Genomic DNA, 23,422 nt, shown 5'->3' on the forward strand with positions numbered 1-23,422 from the left:
TTTCGTACGACTTGCCGAATGACACGTTAAAGATGCTTAAGAAACGTGTCCGTGCGAGCGATGCCGTACACGGTTGCGTGTAAAGGATGGCGTTGGAAATGCGGCGGTCGAAGCATGTCCCTCAAAAGCCGGTTTCGCGCACCAGCAGCGCGGCGACGCGGCGCCACGTGCGCAGCAACAGGCTTTCGGCGTCGCCTTCGATGATGGCCGTGCCGCGCATGGCATGCAGGCGCGGCATGGCGGCGTTTGACGTATCCGCCGGGCGCAGGATCACGCGATACACCGCGCGTTCCGGCACAAGGCCCTGCGATTCGGGATCGGGGCGCGCTTCGCCGCGCGGCGCCTGCGTCGCGGGCACGGCGCCACCGTTTGTCGAACTGAGTTCGGGCGCGGCCGCCAGGCGTCGCGTCGCGGTGGCGGCGATGTCTGACACAACCAGCGCGACGGCGGGCTCGCCGGGATCTTCGGACAGAAAGCGCGCGTGGCCGCCCGCTCGCAGCCGGTGCAGATCGTCTTCGGCCGCATAGGCTTGCACGACCGCCTCTGACGGATCGGCCAGCGACCCCAGCCATTCGCCTTCGGCGATCCACTCTCCCGCCGCGAGGGGCTCGGCCAGTTCCGCGACGATGCCGTCGAACGGCGCGCGGATGGTGAGCTGCTGGCGTTGGCGCGATAGCACGTCGAGGCGTTCGCGCGCCGCCTGCAGTTCGCCGGCGGCAACGGGCACGGCGGCGGCGGTGTCGCGGGTCATGGCCTGGAACGACTGCTGCCATTGCAGCACCTGGATGCGGCGCGTCAGCGAGTCGATCTCGTGGCTCATGTCGGGCGCGTCCAGCACGAAGAGCGTCGCGCCGGCGCTGACCGTTTGCCCGGCGTGCACGTCGATACGCTGAATGCGGGCGCCGGCGGGCGCGACGATGCGGGCCTGCTGCGCCGCGTGCATCAGCGCGGGGGCCTCGATGCGCGTGCGCCACGGCACCACGGCGGCAAGGACGCCGACGAGCGCGACGCCTGCGGTGATGCGGCTGCGCCGGTTCCAACCGCCGCCGGGACGGCTGGTCAGGCGCTCGCGCCATGCGCGCAGTTCGGTGTAGATGGGCTTGAGCACGAACGCCACGATCTCGATGGCGAACAGCACGATGCCAAGCATTTTGAAAGCCATGTGATACACCAGCAGGGCGATGCCCAGGAACAGAAAGAAGCGGTAGATCCAGACGCAGAAGGCGTAGGTGATGAGGGTGCGTTCGCGCCAGGGCGCGAAGACTTCGGGGCGCTCGTCGCCCAGTCCGAACAGCCATTCGCGCAGCTTCCATCGGGCCAGCGCGAAGGAACGATTCTGCAGATTGGGCACGTTCAGCGCGTCGGTCAGCAAAAAGTATCCGTCAAAGCGCATTAGCGGATTCAGATTGACGGCCAGCGTCAGCAGCCAGGTGGTCGTTGCCAGCGTGAACGCGGCGCTGCGCAGCACACCGTCGGGCAGGAAGCTCCACGCCAACGTCGCCCACGCGGCCAGCGCGGTTTCGGCCAGCATGCCGGCGGCGCCGATCGACATGCGTTTGCGGCGGCTGGACAGCCGCCAGGCGCCCGAGCTGTCGGTGTACAGCACCGGCCACATCACCATGAACGCCACGCCCATGGTGGCGACGCGGCAGCCGTGATGCTTCGCCGCGTAGGCGTGGCCGAGTTCGTGCAGCACCTTGGCCGCGCCCAGCGTGACGGCGGCCGCCAGTGCGCCTTCCAGGGTGAAGAAGTGCAGGAACGTGTGGAGAAACTGATCCCACTGGCGCGCTGCGAGAAACAGGCCGAGTACGCCGGCCGCCACCGTCAACCGCAGGAAGGCGCGCGACAGAAACAGGCGCCGCACGGCAGGCAGCGTGCGGGTCAGGAACGCGTCGGGCCGGACCAGCGGAATGCGGAAGAACAGGTACTGGTGGATCAGGCTTTTCAACCAGTGGCTGCTGCGGCGCGCATCGGCCTCCTTGGCGTAGCGGGCAATCGCGTCCGGGCCGCGCAGTTGCACGAGGCTGTTGTGCTGCAGGAACTTTGCAAAGTCCTCGACGTCGTCCGCGCTGAGCTCCAACGTGGTTTCACTGGCCGCCGCACCCGCAATCGCGTCGGCGCTGCCCAGACGCCAGCGCGCCAGCATCTCCGCTTCCGCCCAGCCGATCTGAAAGAACAGGCCGCGGCCGGGGTCCTCCAGCGTCCAGGCCGGCGAACCGTCGTGGTTGGACGGCGCGCGATGCAGCAGCAGCTCTTCGCGCAGCGCGGGCAGCGCGCCGCTTACAGTCCCAGCCATACGCGCAGCGTCGCCAGGGGTTTGCGCAGCAGGTAGCCGTAGAGCGGCGTGGATTCGCCGTACAGCTTGGCGGTGCCTTTCAGGCCGACGCGCGGCTGCGTGGCGAGCGCGTCGTCGGTGAGGCGTGCGCGCACGCGATAGGCCATGGCGCCGTCGGCGGTGGGCGCTGCGCGGTAGCCCACCCGCAGCAGCGTGGCGGGCAAGGGATCGGCGGGGGCGGTGTTCAGGAAGAGCCGGATCGGCGCTTCGGCCGGCAGCGCAATCGCGTCACCGACGGACAAGTGGATTTCCAGCTCGACGTCCGCCGGGTCGGCCACCATCATGATGCGTTCGCCCAGTGCCACGGGCTTGCCGATCCAATCGGCGGGGTCGTCGAACAGCACGATGCCGTCGCGCTCGGCGCGTAGCTGCGTGCGCGCCACCGCCTTGGCATAGAAGTCCACGTCGCTCGCGGCCTGCGCGCGCTTGCCTTGCGCCAGCGCCAACGTGGCCTTGCTGCGGTCATCGACCAGCGCCTGCTGCTGGTTCTGCCGCAGCTCGGCGTCGGCCACGGCCAGCGCCTGGCGTGCGCTTTCCAGCCGACCTTCCAGGTCGCGCACGTCCAGCGCGGCCAGCAGTTGTCCTTTCTCAACGGTCTGGCTGGGCGTGACGGCGATCTGGTCGACGACGCCCTGCAGTGGCGCGCGCACGGCCATGGGCGCGCGCGCGACGACCTCGGCCGGCGCAAGCACGGATTGGCGAACCGGCACGAACATCAGCGCGATGACGGCCGCGCCCAGCGCCAGCCACCAGCGCGTGCGGCGTTCGCCATGGCGCAGGCGGCCCCACCAGCCGGCCGCGCGGCCCGTGCGCTGCGTGGGCGCCAACGCGCGCCAGGCGTGCGCGTAGGCGTCCGCCAGCAGACCCAGCACGGCAATCTCCGCGCCCGTCCACGGCGTATCGCGCCACAGGGCAAGCAGACCATCGCTTGCTGTCGCGTGGCCCAGAGGCAGGCGCAGCAGCAGGCCGTGGCGCGGCAGATGCTCCGCCCACATCGCGTGCTCGTCGGACGTCGCGTCAAAGGGGCCGCTTGCGCCCTCGCGCGCGCGGCTTGCCAGCAGGCCGGCCAGCCACACGGTATAGGGCGCGTTCGGGTCTGGCACCGCCAGGCCCGACAGCGCGGAGATGACGCCGTCGCCACCGGCGCCCGGCAGCCACAGCGCCGCCTGCCGATACGGCGCCAGCGCATGCGTGTCGTTGACCATCAGGAACGCCAGCGCCTGCGCGTCCGCGCAGGCCCGTGCGCGCTTTTCCAGTTGGAGCAGCGCGGCCAGCAGATTTTCTCGTGTAGCAATGTCCGTCACGGCGTTCCCGCGGCGGGCAGGTCGACGCGCACGCTGCCGCTCATGCCGGGCAGCAGTTCGGCGGCCGTGTTCTGCGCGTCGGCGAGGCGGCCAATGATCTTGACCGACTGGCTGACCGGGTCCACGGCGCCCGCGATGTGCGAGACCGACGCCTCGTACGTGCGTCCCGTCTCGTCGACGGTGACGCGCAGCGGCGAACCGGGCTTGAGCCACGCCAGCCAGCGCGAAGGCACGATCGCTTCCAGTTCGAAGGCGGAGTCGTCGTAGATGCTGACGAGCTTCTCGCCTTCGGCCACGCTTTCCGATGCACGCGCATAGGTTTCGCCGACCCGGCCCGCGAACGGGGCGGCAATGACGCAGCGATCCACGAGTACCCTTTCGGCGTTGCTTTCGGCACGGGCGACGGCGACCGCCGCGCGCGCCTGTTCGACGTCGGATCGGCTGATGGAGCGCAGCGCTTCCAGCTGCTCGGCGACCGCCTGCTTCTTGCGCGCGGCAGATTCGGCCAGCACGGCGCGTTCCAGCCGGGCGCGGTTCAGCGCGCAGTCATAGGCGACAAGCACGTCGCCCTTCTTGAAGCGGTCGCCTTCCCGAAACGGCAGCGCGTCGATCTTGCCGGACAGGCTGCTGGAAATCACCGCGCGCCGCGCGGCCACGAGTTGGGCGCGGGCCGTGTCGGCGGCGGCCGGGGCGGGCATGGGGACGAGCGGCGGCGTCTGGGCATGGACGGCCGCGGACGCGGCAACGCCCGCTGCCAGCAGCAGGCGCGCGCCATGCCGCGATACGGAGGCTTGCAAAATCGGCATGTCAGCGCGCTTTCACCGATTGGTTGTCCGCGCTGCCGGCGCTGGCGACGGAACCGACGCTGCTCCACAGATTGCCGGAGACGGTGCGCAGTGCGGGCGGCGCGGCGGGTTCGGTCACGGACGCAACGGGGTCGATCACGGGTGTCGCGATGGCCTGTCCGTTCGTGTCGATGGCTTGCGGCGCCACGGCCAGACGCGGAATGTCGACGTGACCGCGTTCGATCTGCTGGTTGGTCTCGGCGATGTCGCGCGCCAGGCTGGTCAGGCTTTCATCGGAGATGCGTTCGGGCAGGGGATCGATCCCGGCGGCCTGGTAGATCGTGTTCTGCGCGTTGACGAGTTCGGCATAGCTCAGGTCGCGGGCACGCGTGGCGAGCAGGGTCTCGACCTTTGCGCGCACCACTTCCAGATGCGTCTCGGCGCTGCTGCGCGCGGCGTTCTCGGTCTGCACCTGAATCGCGTCCTGCAAACGGCTCAGTTCATCGGCGCGGCGGAAGGCGGTCTCGGCCCGCTGGCGTTCCAGCCAGGCGATGTGGACCTGGCTCAGCACGGTCATGCGCAAAGCCTGGCGGCGCAGTTCGGCCACCTGTTCGCGCGACTCGCCGGCGCGGGTGATCGACGACCACGACAGCACGCTGAGCAGGTTCCAGCTCACCTGCATGCCGGCGTCCGCCCAGCTGTTGTTGACCAGATACTTGTTGCTGTCGTAGTTCAGGCCGCCAAAGAGCGACGCGTTGGGCAAGAGGCGCAGCAGCGACATGCGCGTTTCCAGCACGGCGTTGCGCGCGAGGTAGCTTTCTTCGCGCAGTTCGGGGCGGCGGACCATCGCCAGGGCTTCGAGGTCCTGCAGTTCGTAAGCGAGCACGGGCGGCGCCATGGTGGCGGCGTCCGGCGTGGCCAGCTGGAAGTCCGCGCTGGGCGGCAGGTTCATCAGCGTGGCGAGGCGCGCCTTAGCCTGCGCCAGTTCGTTGTCCAGCGCCTCGGTCTGGCGCACCATGTTCAGCAGATCGCGCTGGTAGCGCAGCGCCAGGATGGGCGCGACCAGACGCTTTTGCTCCGTCTGGCGCGCGTATTCCAGCGTCTGGCGCGCTTCGGCCAGTGTCGAGGACACGCGGTCCTTCAGGCGTTCCGCGGTCACGGCGTTCCAGTACGCCGTGCGCGTCTGCCGGATGATGTCGGCCACGACGCGGCGGCGGCGCTCTTCGGCCGCCAGCGCCTTGTTGCCTTGCGCCTTGGCGCCGAAGTAGCTCAGGCCGAAGTCCAGCACGTTCCACGTCAGTTGCAGATCGGCCGTGTGCGTGTCGCGTTCCTGGCTGGTGGACGGCACCAGCGATTGCGTGCCGGTGGCCAGCGACTCGCTGGACGAACCGTAATCGTTGTTGCGGGCGCGCATGCCGGCGCGGGCGGTCAGCTTGGGCAGCATGCCCTGCTTTTGCACGTCGGTCAGGTCGTCTTCCAGCGCACGCTCCATCAGGGCCAGGCGCTGCTGCAGGTTGTATTTGACGGCGCGGGCGATTGCCTCGTCCAGCGTAATCGGGCCCGTCACCGGTTCCTGCTGCGCGAACATGGCGCCGCGGTCGGCCTGGTCGAGTTGCAGCAGGTCCTGCGTGCTCAGCTTCTCGGGCGGCGTGACGGCGCAACCGGCGAGAACGGCCGTGGCGAGCACGGTCAGGGCGAAGCGGCGGGCGCGATGTGTCATGGGCGTGGCGGAATCAAAGGTAGGAGTCATGTCTGGAATCAGCTTGCTGCATTGATGGTGATGGCCTGCCGGGCGCCGGCGGCCGTGTCGGAGGCGCCGCCCGCGGCGCCGTCGTCCAGGGAAGCGAGAAACTGCCGCGCCGCTTCCAGCACGTCGTGCGCGGCGCTGTGGCGAAGCTGCTGGGTCAGCGCGGGCTTGTCGGCGGCGAGGGTGTCGTCATGGGTGTCGTCACGTTTGGCGACGGCATCGCTGCCGTGCCAGGCGCCCACGCGCTCGGCGGAGACGGTGACGGGAATGGCGCGGGTTTCACCATTGGCCGCGCGCACCACCAGTTGCAGCGATAGCGTCTGGGCGTCGGCAAGTCCCGGCGCCACGATGAGGCCGCGCGCCGCATCGAGCCGCACGCCCGGCGGCAGATCGGAGCCGTCCGCCATGCGCAACGCCAGCGAGGCGATGGGACCGCTGCTGCGGATCAGGCCGTGCGGCAAGGCGTAGGTCTGCCGGTTGCCCGCCACGTCGGCGCGCCAGAGGCCCGTAATCGCGGCGCTGGCGAACGAGAGCCCGGGCGAGTCGGGGCTGGCCAGGACCACGAGCGGCGAACGGACCCCGCCGCCCGCATCCATCGTGAACGGGCGTGCCGCGTCGGCGTCACGGCGTTCCAGCGAGTCGGCCAGCAGTTCGTCGAGCAGCGCCGTCGATGTCCATTGCGGCGGCGTCGACAGGCCGTCGCGGATGGGAACGCTGAACGCATCGACCGATGGTGCGGGAATACCGCCGAGCGCCTGGCGCAGCGATCGGAACGCGTCGTCCCGCGTGTCGTCGGCAGTCGTGCCGGAGGCAAACACCGGGTCGCGCTGCCACGCGCTCAGATCCGGCGGCGGCACGTCGGCGGGGTTGCCGGGATTCGGGTTGGCGTTGGGGTCGGGCTGCGTGCCCGGATCCGTGCCGGGATTGGACCCAGGATCCGTGCCAGGATTCGTGCCCGGGTTCGGCTCGGGCTGCGCGGTGGCGACCGTCAGCGTGATGATGCGCGAGACGCTGGCGCCCGACGTGTCGGTGGCGCTCACGACCACGGCAACGCTGCCTTCGGCTGTCGCAGTCCCTCGGATGGTCAGGGTCGCCGGATCGAAGGTCAGTCCTTCCGGCAGGCCGTCAATCCGCCACGTGAGCGCATCGCCGTCGGCGTCGGTGAAGAGCCCGGCGGGGAACGTGTATGCGTAGGGCTCGCCCACCTGGACGACACCCGGTGTCAGCGCGATCCCGCTGTCGACGGGCGCGGTGTTCGGCGGCTCGACGGCTTCGAAGATCACGTCGCGCGACACGGATGCGCCTTCGGGATCCGTCACGGTGATGACGATCGTGTATTGCCCCGTCGCGGCAAGCACGCCGGAGATCGTGCGGGTGGCCGGATCGAAGGTCAGCCCCGCAGGCAGGCCGCTGACGCTCCACGTCAGCTTGCCGCCTTCCGGATCACTGAAAAGCGTTTCCGGCAAGGTCACCGTGTAATTGCGTCCGGCCAGCGCGGTCTCGGGCGTGTACGGGTCGGCGCCCGCGACCGGCGCCTGGTTGGGCAGGCGGACGGTCACGTCCACGTCATAGCCCGCGCTGACGATGTCGCCGTCGTTGAGCGTGATCGTGACGCTGCGCGTGCCAGGCGTGCCGCCGGTGCTGGCGTAGGTCACGCGGTGCAGCAGCGCATTGGCCTGCGCGCGGTCGACGGCGCCGGTGAAGCGCAGCGTCGCGTTGTCGCCGGTCTGCGTCAGCGTGGCGATGGGCTGGCCGTTGAACGAGATGACGTCCCCGGCGAGCGTGTAGCCGTCGCCGGCCAGGAAGCCGAAGCGGTCGCCGGCTTGTCCGCCGAGGGTGACGCTGGCGCCTTGATAGTTGTTCGCCGCATCCAGTTCGGCGTCCGAGAGCGCAAGCGTCGGCGCGACCGGCACGCCATCGCCGTCGATGATGTAGACGGGCTGCGGGGCCGGCGGGGCGTTCAGGACGTCCAGTTCGTCGCCCACCACGATCACGCCGCCATCGGCCGACACCGCAATCTGACCGGCCCCGGCCAGCCCGCTCTGCGAGCTGATCAGATTGAGCGTTGCCGTGGCGTAGTAGTTGAGCGTGCCGTCGGCCAGGGTCACGAACAGCGCCTTGCCATCCGCGGACAGTGCGATGCTCTCCACCGTCTGGCTGCCGGTGAGCGTGCCTAGATGCGTCAGCGCGCCGGTCGCCGCGTTCAGGCGGAAGGCATCGATGGCCTGGGGGTTCTCGTGCACTTCATACCCGCCGGTCCAGCCGTTGAACGAGGACGTGCGGCTGTTGGACACGAAGATCGTGCTGCCGTCGGCGCTGACGGCGATGTGCTGCAGGTTGGAGAACGAGACGGTCTGGCCGGCCGCGTCCGTGCCGCCGCCCTGGATGTGCGTCAGGACCGACAAGGCACCGCTGCCGTCGCGGCGATAGACGATAAGCGTCGAACTCGAGCTGGTGTTGGTCACCACGAAGAGCAGGTCGCCGCGCACCGCGATGTCGGTGGGCTGCCACAGGAACGGCTCCGCGTTCATATCGCCGCTGATGGCGCCGATATATGTGAGCGCGCCGCTCTGCGCGTCGCGGTTGAAGTAGGCGATCCCGTAGCTGTTGATCAGGTACAGGTTTTTGCCGTCTTCGGACAACGCAATGCCCTTCATGTCGTTCAGGCTGCCGCCATCCAGTTCGTAATTGCTGGTGATGGTGGCCTGGTGGGTCAGCGCGCCGTCGGCGCTCACGCCGAACACGCCAATGGCGTTGCCGTCCGCGCGCAGGGCGTACAGGCTCTTGCCGTCGGCCGAGCTCACCAACTCTTTGATGCCCGCAAGATTGCCGACGCCGGCGAACGTGCGCACGTAAGTCAGCGAGCCGGTGTCGCCGTCGCGGCTGAAAACCGCGATGGCGCCCTTGCCGTCGGCCACGTAGACGCGCGCGCCATCGTCGGACACGACGCTGGCGGTGGGCTTTTCCAGACCGGGAATCGTCGTCAGATCCTGCACGTGCGTCAGGTCGCCCAGCGACAGCACCGGATCGGCATCGACGACCGGCGCATCGTTGATGGCCGTGATGTTGATGGAGAAGTCCATTGCCGTCGACGCGAGGCCGCGCTGGTCGGCCAGCGTCACGCTGATGGCCACGCTGTCTACGGGCGCATGGCTGCTGTTGGCGTAGGTGATCTGGCGCAACGTGTTCTGCACGTCGGCCTTGGTGGGAATGGAACCGGCCTCGTCGCTGAAGCGGATCGTCAGCACGCCGTCGGCGTGCGACACCGCGCCGATCGCCACGCCGTCCTTTTTCAGGACGCCGTTTTCCAGCGTCAGGCCGTTGCCGGGCTCAAAGCCCAGCGCGTCTGTGGCGCTCTTGCCCGCGCCCAGCGTGATCGTCAAGACAGCGCCGTCGTAGTTGCCCGCGCCGCCGTTGAAGGCGTCCATCTGCGCATCGGCAATCACGCTATCGGGCGCGATCAGGACGGCATCGGCGCGTTCGGTGTAGGACACGTCGTCGCCGCCGGTGACGGTGGGCGGCGTGTTGGGGCTGGTCGGGCCGGCCAAAGTGACCGTTGCGGCGTCATCCGCATCCGTCGAGCCATTGACGGTGTCCCATTCCTGCACGGTCAGGCTGATCGTGCGCGTGCCGCTCAGCGGGCTGGCGGCGTTGGCGTAGGTGAGGCTGTCGATGACCTGCGCGGCGCGTTCGCCCGACGAGTTCAGGTAAAGGGTCACGGTGGTGACGCCGTCGGCGATGGTCACCATGTACTGCAGGCCGGAGGCCGTGGTCTGCGGGCCGTTGGAATCCCTGTCCAGACGGATCTTGCCGCCGTCCACGCCCAGGATGTCCTGCGCGTTGGCCGGGCTGATCGTGACGATGACGCGGGCCACCTCCTGGCCGGATTCCACCGTGTCGACCGTGGTGCCTTCGAACAGCTTGACCGGTTCGCCTTCGGCCGGGAACGTGGGGTTCCGCGGCGTGGTGTCGATGATCGGCGCATTGTTGACGCCTTCCAGCTCGATCTCGGTCTGGAGTTCATCCTGATGGCCGTCGCCATCGTGCAGCGTGGTGCGCAGCACGATGGTCGCGCCGTCGCGGGTGGGATCGTTGCTGGCATTGCTGTAGGCGATGCGGCGCAGCACGTTCTGCGCATCGGCCTTACTGATGGCGCCCGTGAACGTCAGCGTCAGCACGCCGTTCGTCTGCGAGAATGTCGCGATGGCGACGTCGTTCAACAGAATCTGGCCACTGGGGGTGTCAAGGCGCAGGTTGTCGCCGTCGATAAAGCCGAAGCGGTCGTCGGCGTGCGCGCCGTCGGCGCGTTCAACCGAGATGCTGGCGCCCTTGTAGTCGCCCTGTCCGTTGTTCAGCGCATCGAGCTGCGGATCGGACAGCGTGGCCGACGGCAGGATGGCCACAGGCGCTGTCCCTTCCGTGTAGTGCGCGGCGGCGGGCTTCAGGTCCAGCACCAGCACGCCGTCGTCGAACGAGAATTGGCCCGTCAGATAGAGCTTCGTGCCGTCTTCGCTAATCGTTGCGCTGCGGATCTCGCCGAAGCTCACGCCGTCGCCAAACGGGTCGCCATAGCCCGAGATCTCGCCGACGCGCACGGGCACACCGTCCGCGCCGCGGCTGTACACGCCGATCCGGTCGCTGGCGATCACGAACACGGCGGAGCCGTCCGGCGACACGACGATCTGCTTGACGTCTCCGGCCGGAAGCGTCGCGGCCAGCGCGGTGAGCCGGCCATCTGCGTCCACAGCAAGCGTATGCAGGCGATGCTGGTTGTCGTCGAAGTCGACCACGTAAAGCGTTTTGCCATCCGGCGAAACCGCCAGCGTCTGCGTGAAGTAGAACTGGTCCGCCGCGGCGGGGTCCTTGCCCTGAGCGGCCATGACGAACGCCGGGACGCCGCTGGGGTCCAGCGAGAAGACGCTCGCCAGCGTGCTGCCGCCGGACGTGCCCACGAAAAGGAAGCGGCCGTCGGCCGACAGCGTCAACGCATTGGCGCCGTCCAGTTGCAGGCCGGTGTCGCCCGCGTCGGTATAGGTATGGATCAGCGCGAGCGCGGCGCCGTCCTGCCGGAAGACCAGCAGGTTGTCGCCCGCCGTCGCGTAGACGAGGCCGCCGGTGGCGAGCACGTCGCGGATCATGCCGTATTCCGTGACGATGTCGGCACCAAAGGTGCCCTGCGCGGTAAGCATTCCCGTCGCCGCATCGCGAATGAAGAGCACGACACCCTGGTTGGCGACAACGTAAAGCGATTTGCCGTCGGCCGACACGCGCAGATCCGCGGCGCCGGCCAGCGCGCCGACTTCACCGTTGCCGATGGCCTGCGCGATGCGCAGCGTGCCGTCCGCGCTGCGCTCAAGCACGTACAGCGTGTTGACCTCCAGGTCGGCCTGCGCGTCCATGTTCCACTCGGTGGAGGTGCGCAGCAGGTAGAACTTGCCGTCCACCTCGAAAACATCGAGCACGCCTTCCAGCGCACTGGACGGCGCGCCGTCGGCAAGTTGGCTGATCAGTTCATTCGAGCCTACCGAATCGATGGGCGTGGTCAGCACCGGCGCTTCGAACTGCACGTTCACTTTGGCGACGACGTCCGGTTCGGCGGTGTCCTTGCCGCCGTTGTCTGTGCCGCCGCTGTCGCGCACGGCGGTCAGCGAAATGCTGCGCTCGCCCGTCGTCGGGGCGGCAGCATCGTTCGCGTAGGCAATGCCGTCCACCAGCGCCGCCGCCTGATCGCCCGTCATGCCGGCGGCGGGCGTGATCGTGATGGTGGCCACGCCGTTGGCCATGGTGACCGTGTAGGCGTGGCCCGATGAGGTCGTGCCGTTGCCCGCGACCAGCGCGATGGGGGTGCCGTCCACGGTCAGCGTTTCGCTGGCGCCGTTGGCCACGGGCGATACGGTGAGGGTCAGGCCGGCGATCGTCTGGCCATTCTCGACGGTCGAGATCGTGGTGCCGTCGAAGAGGCCAACGGCGGATTCACCGGGGCTGTATTTGACGTCGGCCGGCGTGGAGACAACAACCGGCGCGTCGTTCACCTGCGCGACCGTCAGCGCCAGCGCGACGCTGTCGACACCGCTCGCGTACTGGTCGCGCACCTGCACCTTCAGGCGGATGGCGGCGCCGGGGTCCTTGCTGTCGTGCGTGTAGGTCACCTGCTGCAGCACGGCGTTGGCGGTGGCGGTGCTGACCTGGCCGGTGAAGGCGATGGTGAGGATGCCTCCGGCGCTGGTGAAATCGGCGATCTTGTCGCCGTTCAAGCGGATTTCGGTGCCGGCCAGCGTGAGGCCATTGGCGTTGTCGAAGCCGAAGCGGTCGTTGGTGTTCGTGCCGCCGTCGCGCCCGATCGTGATGGTGGCGCCGTTGTAGTCGCCCGCGCCAGAGGCCAGCGCGTCGTAGTCTGCATCCCCGAACGTCAGCCCGGCCGCCGGTTTGACCGTCTGGCCTTCCGCATAGGCGCCCGTGAGCGCCTTCTCTATGTCGATGTGCCCCAGCCCGGCGGCGTTGTAGAAGCCGCCGACATACATCGACGATCCGTCCGGGGAAATGCCAAAGCGGAAGGCGCGATAGTTGCCCGAGGCGCCCTCATGGGCGATGGTCGTGACCAGGGTGGGTGAGCCGTCGGCGCCGATGCGGTAGACGTTCAGGGCGCCGGTCAAGCCGCCGGCATAGAGGGTCTTGCCGTCCGCCGACAGTTCCAGACCCCACATCTGGGCGCCCACGGACGAAACCTTCGTGACCGTCTTCGCGATCGGGTCGAAGCGCAGCGTCAGGATGCCATTGCTTCCCGCCGACACGTAGATGGTGTCCCCCGACACCGCGATGCTGCGCGCGAAGGTGCCGACGTCACCCGAATGCGTCGCGAGTTGCGTGAGGCTGCCGTCGGGATCGGCGGCGTATATGGTCAGGGTATTGGCGCCAGCGACGAACACGCGGCCCTGCGCGTCGACCTCGATGGCGGACGCGGTGCTGAAGGGTTGATTCTCGTACGTGCCAGAGGCCGTCAGTTCGCCGTTGGCGCCGATGCCGTAGGCGTACAGGGTGTTGCCGGCGATGCCGTACAGGCGGCCGTCCTGTGACGCGACAAGCTGCTTGACCTGCGTGCTGCCAAGCTCGGCGCTGTGGCCGCTGGCCGTGAGCGTGCCGTCCGTGTTGACGTTGAAGCCGGTCAGGAAATAGTTGCCGCCGTCGGCCTTCTGGCCGACGAGGTACACGTGTTTGCCGTCGGCCGAGTACACGGCCGACGCCGCGCTGAGCAGGCCCTGGATCTCGATGCCGTTGGCATCGTTGCCGTCGTTCACGGCGCCCTGCACAAAGCGCTGCACCAGCGTCAGTTCACCGGTGTTCGGATTGCGCGTGAAGACGCTGAGCGTGCTGTTGCCCGCGGGGGAGACCTGATGGTTGTTCGTCCCGTTGCCCAGCACGATGACGGTGTAGCCGTCGTCCGACACCTGAACGCTGTAGACGTACTGGTCATAGCCGTTGATCCGGCCATCCGAGGTGTAGCTCAGATCGCTGCCGTCGATGTCGAACGCGGGCGCGCTGTTGGCGGCTTCGGCGGCCGAGACGACGCGCAGCGTCATCTTGTGGTCCGCGGTCAGGCCTGCCTTGTCCGTCACGCGCACGGTCAAGATGTAATCGCCTTGCGTGGTGGGCGTGCCGCTCAGCGTGCGCGTGGCCGCGTTGAACACGAGGCCTGCCGGCAGCGCTTCGACGATGCTCCAGGTGAGGGTGTCGCCGTAACGGCTGTCCGGATCGGTGAACATGTCCGCACGCAGGGTGGCGGTAAAGCCGCCCTCTCCCGCGGTGACCTGCCCGAACGACGCCGGTGCGCTGCTGCTGACGACGGGCTCGCGATTGGGGGTCTGAACGACATCCAGGTTCAGATCCAGGGTCACGCTGGCGCCGTACGCATCGGTGACGGTGATGCGGATGGGATAGGCGCCGGCGACAAGTGCGGTGCCGGACAGGGTGCGGGTCTCGGGGTCGAAGCTGATGCCGGCGGGCAACCCGGTGACGCGCCAGGTCAACCGGTCGCCGTCCGCGTCGTTGAAGAGGTTCTCCGGCAGGACGAGCTGGTAGTCCTTCTCCGTGGTGACGGTCTCCGGCGTGTAGCCGTTGGCAACCCCGGCATCGATCTGTGGTCCCGTGTTGCTTCGGAAGCTGATGGAGAGGGCTTCGCTGTTCAACGCGCCGTCGTTGGCCTGCACCGTCAGCGTGATGAACGTGCCGGCCGCGACGGCCGAATTGCCGTAGCTCACCTGTTGCAGCACCTGGTTCGCCACGGCGGTCGTGGCGTCGCCGGTGAAGCGCAGCGTCAGGGAGTCGCCATCGATGGTGTACGTGGCGATCTGGACGCCGCCGCGCAGGATGACGCCGTTGGTCATCGACAGCCCGTTGCTGCTCTCAAACCCGAACGCGCCGCCCGGCAGGGACGCCTTGATGGTCACGCTGGCGCCGTTGTAGTTGCCGGCGCCGCCGTCCAGCAGATCGTAATTGCGGTCGGACAGGCTGACGCGGTCGCCGAGAACGGTGTCCTGGCCCAGCGTCAGCGATTGCAGTGTCGTGTAGCGGGTCAGGCCATTGCCCGCCACCACCAGCGACATGCCGTCCTTGGACAGCGAGATGTCTGCGCCATTGGTCTTGCCTGCGGCGCTGCCCAGCAGCGTCAAGCCGCCGTCGCCGGACACGGCGTAGACACTGACGGTGCCGGCGGTGGTGGCGGCATACAGCAGCGTGCCGTCCGCGTTCAGCGTCAGGCTGCCGATGTTGTCGCTGGCCACCGTGCCCGCGCGCGTCAGCAGATTGTCGGCGCCAAGCCGGAAGACCGAGATGTTCCTGGCGCCCGGTTCGCCCACGAACAGCAGCTTGCCGTCGGCGGACATGCTGATCGCGTAGTCGACGGCGTCCTGGCCGGTCTTGTCCAGCAGGAGGCTGTCGACAAGATTCAGCACGCCATCCGCGTCACGTTGATAGATCTTGAGCGTGTGATTGGCGTTGATGCCCGCGCCGCTGTGAATGACCGTGACATAGCCGCCGGCCGTGGCAAGACTGGCGTTGCGCACGGCGTCCAGACGCTGGATCTGCGTGAGCGCGCCGGTGTCGGTGTCGCGGCTGTAGACGTGCGCCTCGCGGCCAAAGTTGTTCGACGCGTCCACGTAGAGCTGCGTGCCGTCTTCGGAGAGCGCCAATCCGCCGGTGGACCCGCCGCCCACCGATCGCGTGGCCGCATGGCTCAACGTGCCGGTCGCATCGACGCTGAACTGGATCAGATTGCCGTTGCTGGAGATCGTGTAGACCGACTTGCCGTCGCCGCTGACCACCAGATGATTGACCGTGCCCAGATCGGCCACCGTCAGGTCCTGCGTCTTGCTGAGCAGGCCCGAGGCCGCGTCCACGGTAAAGATGGACAGCGTGTTGTTGCTGCCCGCCGCGTAGACGAACCTGCCGTCGGCCGAATAGGCGACCTCGGTGGCGCCGGCCAGGCTGCCGGCGCCAAAGTGATCCGCTTCCTGCAGCAGGTCGCCCTTCACCTCGGGCGCCACGTTGATGCGGCTGTCGATGTCGATAGTCGCCGTGATGGCGGACAGGTCGGTCGTCTGGCCGCCCGCGTCGGACAGGCTCTTGAGCGAGACCGACACCTTGCCGCCGTCCACCGACTTGTCCAGGATCTGGTACGACATGCTGTCGATCAGCGCCGCGACGCTGGCAGGAGCCGGGTTGAACGCATCCAGTTGCAGAGTGATCGTGGTGGTGTTGCCGCTGACGGCGACCGTGTAGAAGTAGCCGTCGTAATCGGCGCGCGTCGTGCCGCTGCCGCCTTCGAGCGCGATGGTCTTGCCGTCGATCACCAGCGCCTGGTTCGCGCCGCTGCGATCCACCGTAACGACCAGTTGCGTCAATTCGTCCGTGCCGCTCGTCTGCGCGTGCACGTCGACGCCGCTGAACAGATCGACCGGCGCAAAGGTATCGCTGGTGTCGGTGACGACAACGGTCGCTTCGGTCGGCGTCGCGTCCACGCCGGGCGCCGTCTCGGTCGGCGGCACGGCCTGCGCGGCCACATCCACCGCCGTCGTCACGGCGGCGGCATCAAGCAGGAAGCGGGGTTCCAGGGCCAATGCCTGGCGGCGGAGCGTGGGGATTCGGCGGGAAGTCATGGAAGTCCTGGAACAAATGTGGTGATGCGGGGGTTGGCTTATTCGACGAGCGTGGTCAGCGCCGCGAGCTGGCGCAGTTCGTCGACGATGTCGTCGAGCCGGCTCTGGATGCGGCCTTCGGAGACCACGAAGTCCTTGCCGGACAGGTAGATCTGGTCCGATCCCTTTTCCGCGCAGACGGCCAGGCCGGGGCCGGCAATGCGGCGGAAGTTGGATGCGCTGCGGATCTGGCCGTCTTCGTCCGTTTCCTCGTCGCTGCCGGTGACGATCAGGTAGAACTTCAGATCGCGGGCGCGAAAGCTGCTGCACAGGCGGGCGAAGCGTTCGGTCACCACGTTGTCGTCGCCGCCGCCGTTGTCCGAGTCGCCATCGATCTTCTGGCCGACGTAGGCGTTGTAGGAATCGGTGTCGAACCAGCGCTGGCCCGTGGAGTTGGCCAGGAACACGATGGCCTTGACGCGATCGCCCGTGCCGTCGTCGAAGTCGCGGGGCAGATCGTCCTCCAGGCCCCAGCCGGACCCGCCCCGAAAGGCCGGCGCCAGCGCCATGGCGGCCCAGCCCATGGCGATGGCATGGTTGGTGTTGAAGCGCGTGCTCATTTCGTCGAGCCGTTCGCCGATCTTGCCCAGGTCGTTGGTCAGTGGCAGCAGCGCCGCGTGGGGGCAGCCGCGGTCGGCGACCATCCAGCGCGTGTCGTTCACGCCGTTGGCCTGGCCGAAGAACGGATTGGGGCCGATCCAGCGGATGGGCGGGGCGCCGGGGCTGCCGTTGTCGGGCAGATCGTGGCGGTAGTACACGCCAAACTGCCCGGCGGGCGGTTCGGTCCAGAAATAGTTGTCGCCGCGGTTCAGGCCGCGGTACATGCACAGCAGGTTGGCGCGCCGGTCGGGAATGCGGCGATCGGCCAGGCCCGCGTAACCGGAGCGGAACAGCGAGGTGAGTTCGACGGGGTTGAGCGCGCCCGGCTTGCCCCACAGGCGGATGCGGTTGGACTGCGCCGGATCGTAGACGCTGACCGCCTGGCTGTAGGGCACTAACGCGAGCCAGGCGCTGTCGGCGTCTTCCAGCAGGCGCGAGGCGAACGACTTGCCCAGCCGGCGCAGCGCGGCCAGATTGTTGGCGTCTTCGCCCAGCGAGTTGGGCAGCGCCAGCGCCACTTCCAGCGAGCGCTGGCGCGAGACGGCGGCCGACGCGACGGTGACGGCCTGGTCTGGCGTCTGCGAGAGGATGCTCGAGGCTTCGAACGTCGCCGTGACGCGCGTGCCGGGCATGTCGTTCTTCGTGATGGTCTCGGCCCGGACGGACAACGCGCGGCCCAGTTGTGCGCGATCCATGCCCAGGTTGACCGCCACGTAGCGTTCGGCGATGTCCTGGATGTCGGCGTCGCGGGACTTGGCGTAGGCCGCGGCGGATGCCAGCGCCGCGGCGTCGGTGGCGCGCTTGAGCTGTGCGGCGTCGGCGGTCATGCGCGTGCCGTCCGAGGCATAGGCGGCCAGGGCGGCGACGGCGCCGATCAACAGCAGCAGGAATACGGCGGACGCGCCGCGTTGGCGGGCCAGCGAGAGGACGCGGTCGGGACATTGCTTCATGGTTGGGCGTAGGCCAGGCCGGAAGCGACGCTTTCCGCGCGCAGCGTTTCATCCAGCGTGATGGTTCGGGAGGTGGCGCGGAACACGGCGGCCGTTTGCAGCAGGTCGGGCAGCGGCATGCCGGCCCAGATGGAGATGTCGGCGGTGTCGCGGCAGGCCTTCACCACGATCATCGACAGGGTGCTGTTGTCCACGTTGCTTTCGCCGGTGTCGGGGCGGTCTTGCGGCAGGACGCCGGTGTATTGACCGCCGGAGGCCGGCGCGTCGCACAGGTCGCCTGCGCCGCCGCGCTGCAGCGCCCAGGCGATGCGGCCGGACTCGAGCACGTTCAGGATGATGAGCTGCTGCATCTCTTCGTGGCCCTGCATGGCAAGCTGCGCCAGCATGTCGACGCCGGCGGCGGTCAGGGAAGGTTGCGCCGCGATGTTCAGCGCCATGGCGCCCGCGGCGTTCTCCACGCGGATGCGTTCGCTGTGGATGCGCTGCATGTCGGCGCCGATCATGCCGACGCCCAGGAGGATGGGCAGCGCAAGCGCCGCTTCCACGGCCAGCGCGCCGCGCTGGCGCCGGCGCGGCGTCGCGGCGTCGCGGGGTGGACGCGGGGCGGCGGTCACGGCTGGGATTCCTGGTTGCGTTGCGGCAGGTACGCCAGCACCTGCTGATAGCGATAGCGGAAGGCGCCGCTGTCCACGCCCAGGAGACGCGGCAGGGGCGTGATGAAGTCCTTGCGCACGTCGACCTCGATGCGCCACGCGGGCACGTTGGTCAAGGCCGCCGCCTGGGTCTCGTCCGCGCCACCGCCGCCGCCCATCGCGTCCAGCGAAGCAAAGCGCTCGACTTCGACGGTGGCGATGTTCTCGTCGTCCAGGTAGTTGTGCGAGGCCGCCACCATGCGCGAGCGCACCAGCGACTCGATGGCGCCGCCGTCCTGCATGCCCGCCGCGCCGTCCTGGCGGAACTGCTGCACGGCGCGTTCCAGCGCGCTGGCGCCCATGTTGATGGTCAGTCCGATGTTGGCCAGCTCCATGAACATCATCGCCGCGGCGATGACGACGGGCAGGACGTACGCGGCTTCGACGGACAGCGAGCCGCGTTGGCTGCGCAGGGACCGGCGCGCGCCGCACGCGTGATCAGCCATTGCCGTTTGCCTCCTTTTCGCGCAGCAGCAGCACGTGGCGGCTGGCGGCCATCAATTCGCTGCCCACGGCGGCCCCGTCGCGGATGCGCTGGCGGCGCTGCGCGAAGTCGGCCAGCGCCTGCGGCACGAGCGCGGGCGCCATGATGCCTTCGAGCGTCTTGCGCGCCGCGGCGTCGTCGCCCTGCAGCACCTGCGCGAAGGCCAGGTTCAGCTTGAGTGTCGGCAGCTGGACCGCGTCGGCCTGCGACAACAGGCGGATGGCTTCCTGCGCATCGCCGCTGGCCAGGTGCGACAGCGCCAGGTTGTTCAGGACACGGAAGTCCGAGGGATCCAGTTCCCACGCCTGCGCCAGCAGCTTGCGGGCCTGCGCGTGGTCGCCGCTGGCGTCCAGCAGCACGCCCTTGGCGTTCAATGCGGCGACGTTGTTGGCGTCGGCCGCGAGTGTGCAATCGAAGTCCTGCAGGGCGGCGTCGCGCTGGCCCATCGCCATGCGGGCGCGGCCCAGGCCGTTGCACAGCGTGACTGTCGCGGCGGGCGTGAGCGTCGTACCCGCTTCGTTCAGGGCGCGGCGGGCCCGGCCGAACAGGGCCAGGTTGTCGCGCGGCGATTGGGTGGGCGCGGCCACGCTGGCGTACTCCAGCAGCTCCAGCGGCTTCAGGCTGCCGCGCTGTTCAAGCTGGGCGTAGACGCCGGCCGCGCCTTCGTAGCGGCCCTGGTCGCGCAATAAGCGCGCGAGCTTCAGACCTTCGGCCGCCGCGTCGCCGTTGCTGGCGAGCGGGCGCGGCGAGGCCGTGTTGCCGCTGGACTGGGTCAACAGGTTGCGGCTGCTGGGCGCGGTGGCGGAATCGGACTTGCTGAATGTGCTGCACGCGCCCAGCAGCGCGGCCATCAGCACGACGCCGGCGGCGCGGGTCAGGCGCATTGTGGGCAGCGGGAACATCGGAAGGGTAGCGGTCATTGCATCAGGGTCCGGATAACGCGCATGAGCGCGGGCGTGGCGACGATGGCGACCACCGGCGGCAGGATGAGGGTCATGAGGGGAACGCTGAGCTGCGCGGGCAGCTTGCCGGCCTTCTCTTCCAGTTCAAGGATGAGGCGGCTGCGGCTCTCCTCGGCAATCGTGCGCAGCGCCTGCGCGAGCGGCGTGCCGTAGCGTTCGGCCTGCACCAGCGACCCCACCATGCTTTCGATGGTGGGCACGCGCGTCCGGTCGGCCAGGTGGCGCAGCGCGGCGGCGCGGTCGGGCAGCAGTTGCAGCTCGGCGCTGGTGAAGGCCAATTCATCGGCCATGGCGGGCGCGCTGAAGGCCAGTTCCCGCGACACCACTTTCAAGATGCGCGGAAACGGCAGGCCGGCCTCGGCGCAGATCACCATCAGGTCCAGCGCGTCGGGCATGCTGCGGGCCAGGGCTTCGTGACGCCGGCCGGCGCGCAGCTTGACCAGGACTTCGGGCAAGGTGGTGCCGACGAACAGCGAGATCAGGCCCACGGCCAGGCCGGTCAGGCCGAAGCGCGTCTGCGGGCTGGTCAGCAGCCACAAGGCCAGCGCGCACAGCACGACGCCGCTGCCGTACTTGGCGGCCATGAAGAGGCCGCTGGCCTCGGGGCGCCGCCAGCCGGCCTGCGCCAGCAGGCGTTCGGTGGCCAGGCGGTCCTGCTCGGTGCCGGCCAGTTTCATGCCGAAGGCGGCGATGCCTTGGGCGACGGGAGGCAGCGGCGAGCTGGAGTCCAGCGCGATGGAGGCCGTGCTTTCGCCTGCGCCTCGGCCACGGCGGCCCAGCCGCTCGTGCAAAGGATTGCGGCGCGACTCGGCGCGCAGCAGCCAGACGGCCAGCACGATGCCGGCGATGAAGGCCAGGAGCAGCAGGGGCGCCAGGGGATCGGAAAAGAGGGGCATGGCAGCTAGTCGCGGGGCAAGGTCAGCGGATCCGCTTGACCATCAGATGGGTGATGAACAGGCCCAGCCCAACGCTGGCGGCGGCGTAGATCATCACCTTGACGCCCGCCGCGTCGTTGAACATGAAGCGGAAGTCGTCCGGGGAGTTCAGGTACATGTAGAGCAGCACGCCCGGCACCAACAGGGCGACGATCTTGGCCGAGGCGCGCGCCTCGGACGTCTTGGCCTGCACCTTCATGCCCAGTTCGGCGCGCGCGCGCAGCGTGGCGGACAGGCGTTCCAGCGTGTCGCCGAGCCGGCCGCCCGACTCCTGGCTGATGATGAGAATGACGGCAAAGAAGCGGTACTCCGGCAGCGGCACGCGCTCGGCCGACGATTGCATGGCCTGCTTGAGCGGCACGCCGAGCTTGAGCCAGTTCTCGATCTCGCGCAGCTCGGGCGCCAGGGGGCCGTGCAGGTGATCGGCGGCGATGCCGAACGCGCTTTGCAGCGGCACGCCCGAGCGGCAGATGCGGGTGATGCCGTCGATCGCTTCGGGCAGGCTGCGCGCCAGCGCGGCCAGGTGCTTGGCCATGGCCTGTTGATAAAGCATCGTGCACAGCGCCGCCCACAGCAGTGGCGCGGCCAGTAGCGCCAGGAGGAACGGCGTGCCGGTCATGCGCACCAGCGCCAGCGCGCCAACCAATGCGACGACGGCCGAAATGAGGATGCGCTCACGCAGCTTGGGTAGCCAGCCCAGCGCGCGCAGCCCGTCGCGCAGGCGCGCCAGACGCTGCCCCAGCCACGGCCAGCGCGGAAAGAGGTCGTCCTGGCCCGGCAGCGCGATGGAGTCGGGCGATTGCAGCACGGCGGCCGCCAGGCCGCTCTCGCGCTGCATCTGCAGGCGCAGCGCCGCCAGGCGGGCGGCCATCGCGTCTTCGCGGCGCTGGCGCCGGCTGTTGGCGCGCACCGCGAAAAAGCCGATGAACACCAGAAGGAAAATGAGCAGGGTGAAGAGGTCGAGCATGTCCGGACTGCCTTGCCGCCGTCAGGCGAGATCCTGGTCGAACAGGTGCGACTTCTCGGTGTAGAAGTTCGGGCGCAGGCCGCTTCCGGTGTGTTCGCCCAGCACCTGCGTTGCCGTCGAGCCGGCACGCGAGCGGAAGACGTGCAGCTCCTGCGTCTGGATCACTTCTTCTTCCATGCCGCAGATTTCCATGATGGATACGACGCGCCGGGCGCCATCGCGCATGCGTTCGATCTGCACGATGAGGTCGACGGCGCTGGCGATCTGGCGGCGGATGGCGGCCAGCGGCAATTGCATGTTCGCCATCATCACCATGTTTTCCAGACGCATCAGCGCATCGCGCGGCGTGTTGGCGTGGACGGTGCACAGCGACCCGTCGTGGCCGGTGTTCATGGCTTGGAGCATGTCGAAGCACTCGCCGCCACGCACTTCGCCCAGGATGATGCGGTCCGGGCGCATGCGCAGCGCGTTCTTCATGAGGTCGCGCTGGTCGACGCGCCCGCCGCCTTCGGCGCTTTCGGGGCGGGTCTCCAGGCGGATGACGTGTTCCTGCTGAAGCTGCAGTTCGGCGGCGTCCTCGATGGTGATGATGCGTTCGAGCGGACTGATGTTCTGCGACAGCGCATTGAGCAGCGTTGTCTTGCCGGCGCCGGTGCCGCCCGACACGACGATGTTCAGCCTCGCTTCCATCGCGCGGCGCAGCAGCACGGCCATGTCCATCGACATCGCGCCGCGCGTCGCCAGCGATTCCAGCGACAGGTCGCGCCGCATGAACTTGCGGATCGAGATCGTGGTGCCGTCCAGCGCCAGCGGATGCGTGATGACGTTGACGCGGCTGCCGTCCGGCAGGCGGGCGTCGACCATCGGGTTGGCTTCGTCGATGCGGCGGCCGACGCGGGCGGCGATGCGCTGCGCGGTGTTGAAGACGTGCTCTTCGTCGATGAAGGTGATGGACGACAGCTCCAGCTTGCCGAAGCGTTCGACGAAGATCTGGTTGGCGCCGTTCACCAGGATGTCGTTGACCGTGTCGTCGGCGAGCAGCGGTTCGATAGGGCCTACGCCCACCATCTCGTCCAGCATCTGGCGTGCGATCAGTTCCTCTTCCTGGCCGGACAGCTGCAGCCGCTGCTCGTCGCAGATGCGGCGGATCAGCGCGTCGATCTGCGCCTGAAGCCGGTCGCGCGGCATGGCCGCCGCCTTGAGCGGGTCGATCAGCTCGAAGAGCTCGTTGCGGATCACGCGGCGCTGCGCGGTGCTTTCGGCGTTGGGCGCGGCGGCGGCGGGGCGCGGGGCGGGCTGCGGTGCCCGGGGGGCGGGTGCAACGGGCGCGCTGGGCATGGGTGCAGGCTGCGCGACGACCGGCGACGGGACGGCCGGGGCGGCAGCGGCGGGCGTGGCAATGGCCGGCGCGGCGGCGGCCGCTGAAGGGAAGGAGGAAGGCGCGGGCTTTCGGCGGGGCAGCATGATGTCG

Annotated in this window: 12 protein-coding genes; all 12 read right to left on the bottom strand. The window is 68.7% G+C overall.

Going from position 1 to position 23,422, the window contains the following annotated elements; all coding sequences use genetic code 11:
- Window positions 1-121: 121 nt before the first annotated feature.
- From B2W22_RS14655 to B2W22_RS14710, 12 genes are read right to left on the bottom strand one after another with little or no spacing between them, the layout of a single operon-like run.
- On the bottom strand, window positions 122-2,296 hold the full coding sequence (locus B2W22_RS14655; RefSeq protein WP_286938315.1) for an HlyD family efflux transporter periplasmic adaptor subunit: 2,175 nt from the start codon (window positions 2,294-2,296) through the stop codon (window positions 122-124).
- The gene (locus tag B2W22_RS14660; RefSeq protein ID WP_286938317.1) at window positions 2,281-3,639 is read right to left on the bottom strand and encodes an efflux RND transporter periplasmic adaptor subunit; all 1,359 of its coding nucleotides are present in this window, start codon (window positions 3,637-3,639) and stop codon (window positions 2,281-2,283) included. Before B2W22_RS14660 ends, B2W22_RS14655 begins: the two co-directional genes overlap by 16 nt.
- Window positions 3,636-4,445, bottom strand: coding sequence for an efflux RND transporter periplasmic adaptor subunit (locus B2W22_RS14665; protein ID WP_286938318.1), 810 nt, complete (start codon window positions 4,443-4,445; stop codon window positions 3,636-3,638). Before B2W22_RS14665 ends, B2W22_RS14660 begins: the two co-directional genes overlap by 4 nt.
- A 1-nt stretch (window position 4,446) precedes the next feature.
- Window positions 4,447-6,174: a TolC family protein gene (locus B2W22_RS14670; protein WP_254594978.1), complete on the bottom strand. Its 1,728-nt coding sequence runs from the start codon at window positions 6,172-6,174 to the stop codon at window positions 4,447-4,449.
- Between the two features lie 8 nt (window positions 6,175-6,182).
- Window positions 6,183-16,322 (bottom strand): putative Ig domain-containing protein, encoded by a 10,140-nt coding sequence (locus B2W22_RS14675; protein ID WP_286938321.1) that lies wholly within the window; start codon window positions 16,320-16,322, stop codon window positions 6,183-6,185.
- Window positions 16,323-16,360: 38 nt separating this feature from the next.
- On the bottom strand, window positions 16,361-17,911 hold the full coding sequence (locus B2W22_RS14680) for a hypothetical protein (protein ID WP_286938322.1): 1,551 nt from the start codon (window positions 17,909-17,911) through the stop codon (window positions 16,361-16,363).
- Entirely contained in the window at window positions 17,908-18,525 is a 618-nt protein-coding gene (locus tag B2W22_RS14685; protein WP_175123820.1) for a hypothetical protein, read from the bottom strand. Before B2W22_RS14685 ends, B2W22_RS14680 begins: the two co-directional genes overlap by 4 nt.
- Window positions 18,522-19,049 carry a TadE/TadG family type IV pilus assembly protein gene (locus B2W22_RS14690; RefSeq protein ID WP_286938325.1) on the bottom strand — a complete coding sequence of 176 codons (528 nt, stop codon included), beginning with the start codon at window positions 19,047-19,049 and terminating at the stop codon, window positions 18,522-18,524. The genes B2W22_RS14685 and B2W22_RS14690 overlap by 4 nt, the downstream gene beginning before the upstream one ends.
- Window positions 19,042-20,007, bottom strand: coding sequence for a tetratricopeptide repeat protein (locus B2W22_RS14695; protein WP_286938328.1), 966 nt, complete (start codon window positions 20,005-20,007; stop codon window positions 19,042-19,044). The genes B2W22_RS14690 and B2W22_RS14695 overlap by 8 nt, the downstream gene beginning before the upstream one ends.
- Window positions 20,004-20,945, bottom strand: a complete 942-nt coding sequence (locus tag B2W22_RS14700; RefSeq protein ID WP_175123817.1) for a type II secretion system F family protein — start codon at window positions 20,943-20,945, stop codon at window positions 20,004-20,006. The genes B2W22_RS14695 and B2W22_RS14700 overlap by 4 nt, the downstream gene beginning before the upstream one ends.
- Before the next feature lie 22 nt (window positions 20,946-20,967).
- Complete coding sequence (locus B2W22_RS14705) at window positions 20,968-21,951, bottom strand: type II secretion system F family protein (RefSeq protein WP_286938329.1); 984 nt, start codon at window positions 21,949-21,951, stop codon at window positions 20,968-20,970.
- A gap of 21 nt (window positions 21,952-21,972) precedes the next feature.
- Window positions 21,973-23,415, bottom strand: a complete 1,443-nt coding sequence (locus tag B2W22_RS14710) for a CpaF family protein (protein ID WP_175123815.1) — start codon at window positions 23,413-23,415, stop codon at window positions 21,973-21,975.
- Window positions 23,416-23,422: the final 7 nt, after the last annotated feature.

This window comes from Achromobacter sp. UBA4530, assembly GCF_002388205.1.
In the GTDB taxonomy this organism is placed as follows: domain Bacteria; phylum Pseudomonadota; class Gammaproteobacteria; order Burkholderiales; family Burkholderiaceae_B; genus Achromobacter; species Achromobacter animicus.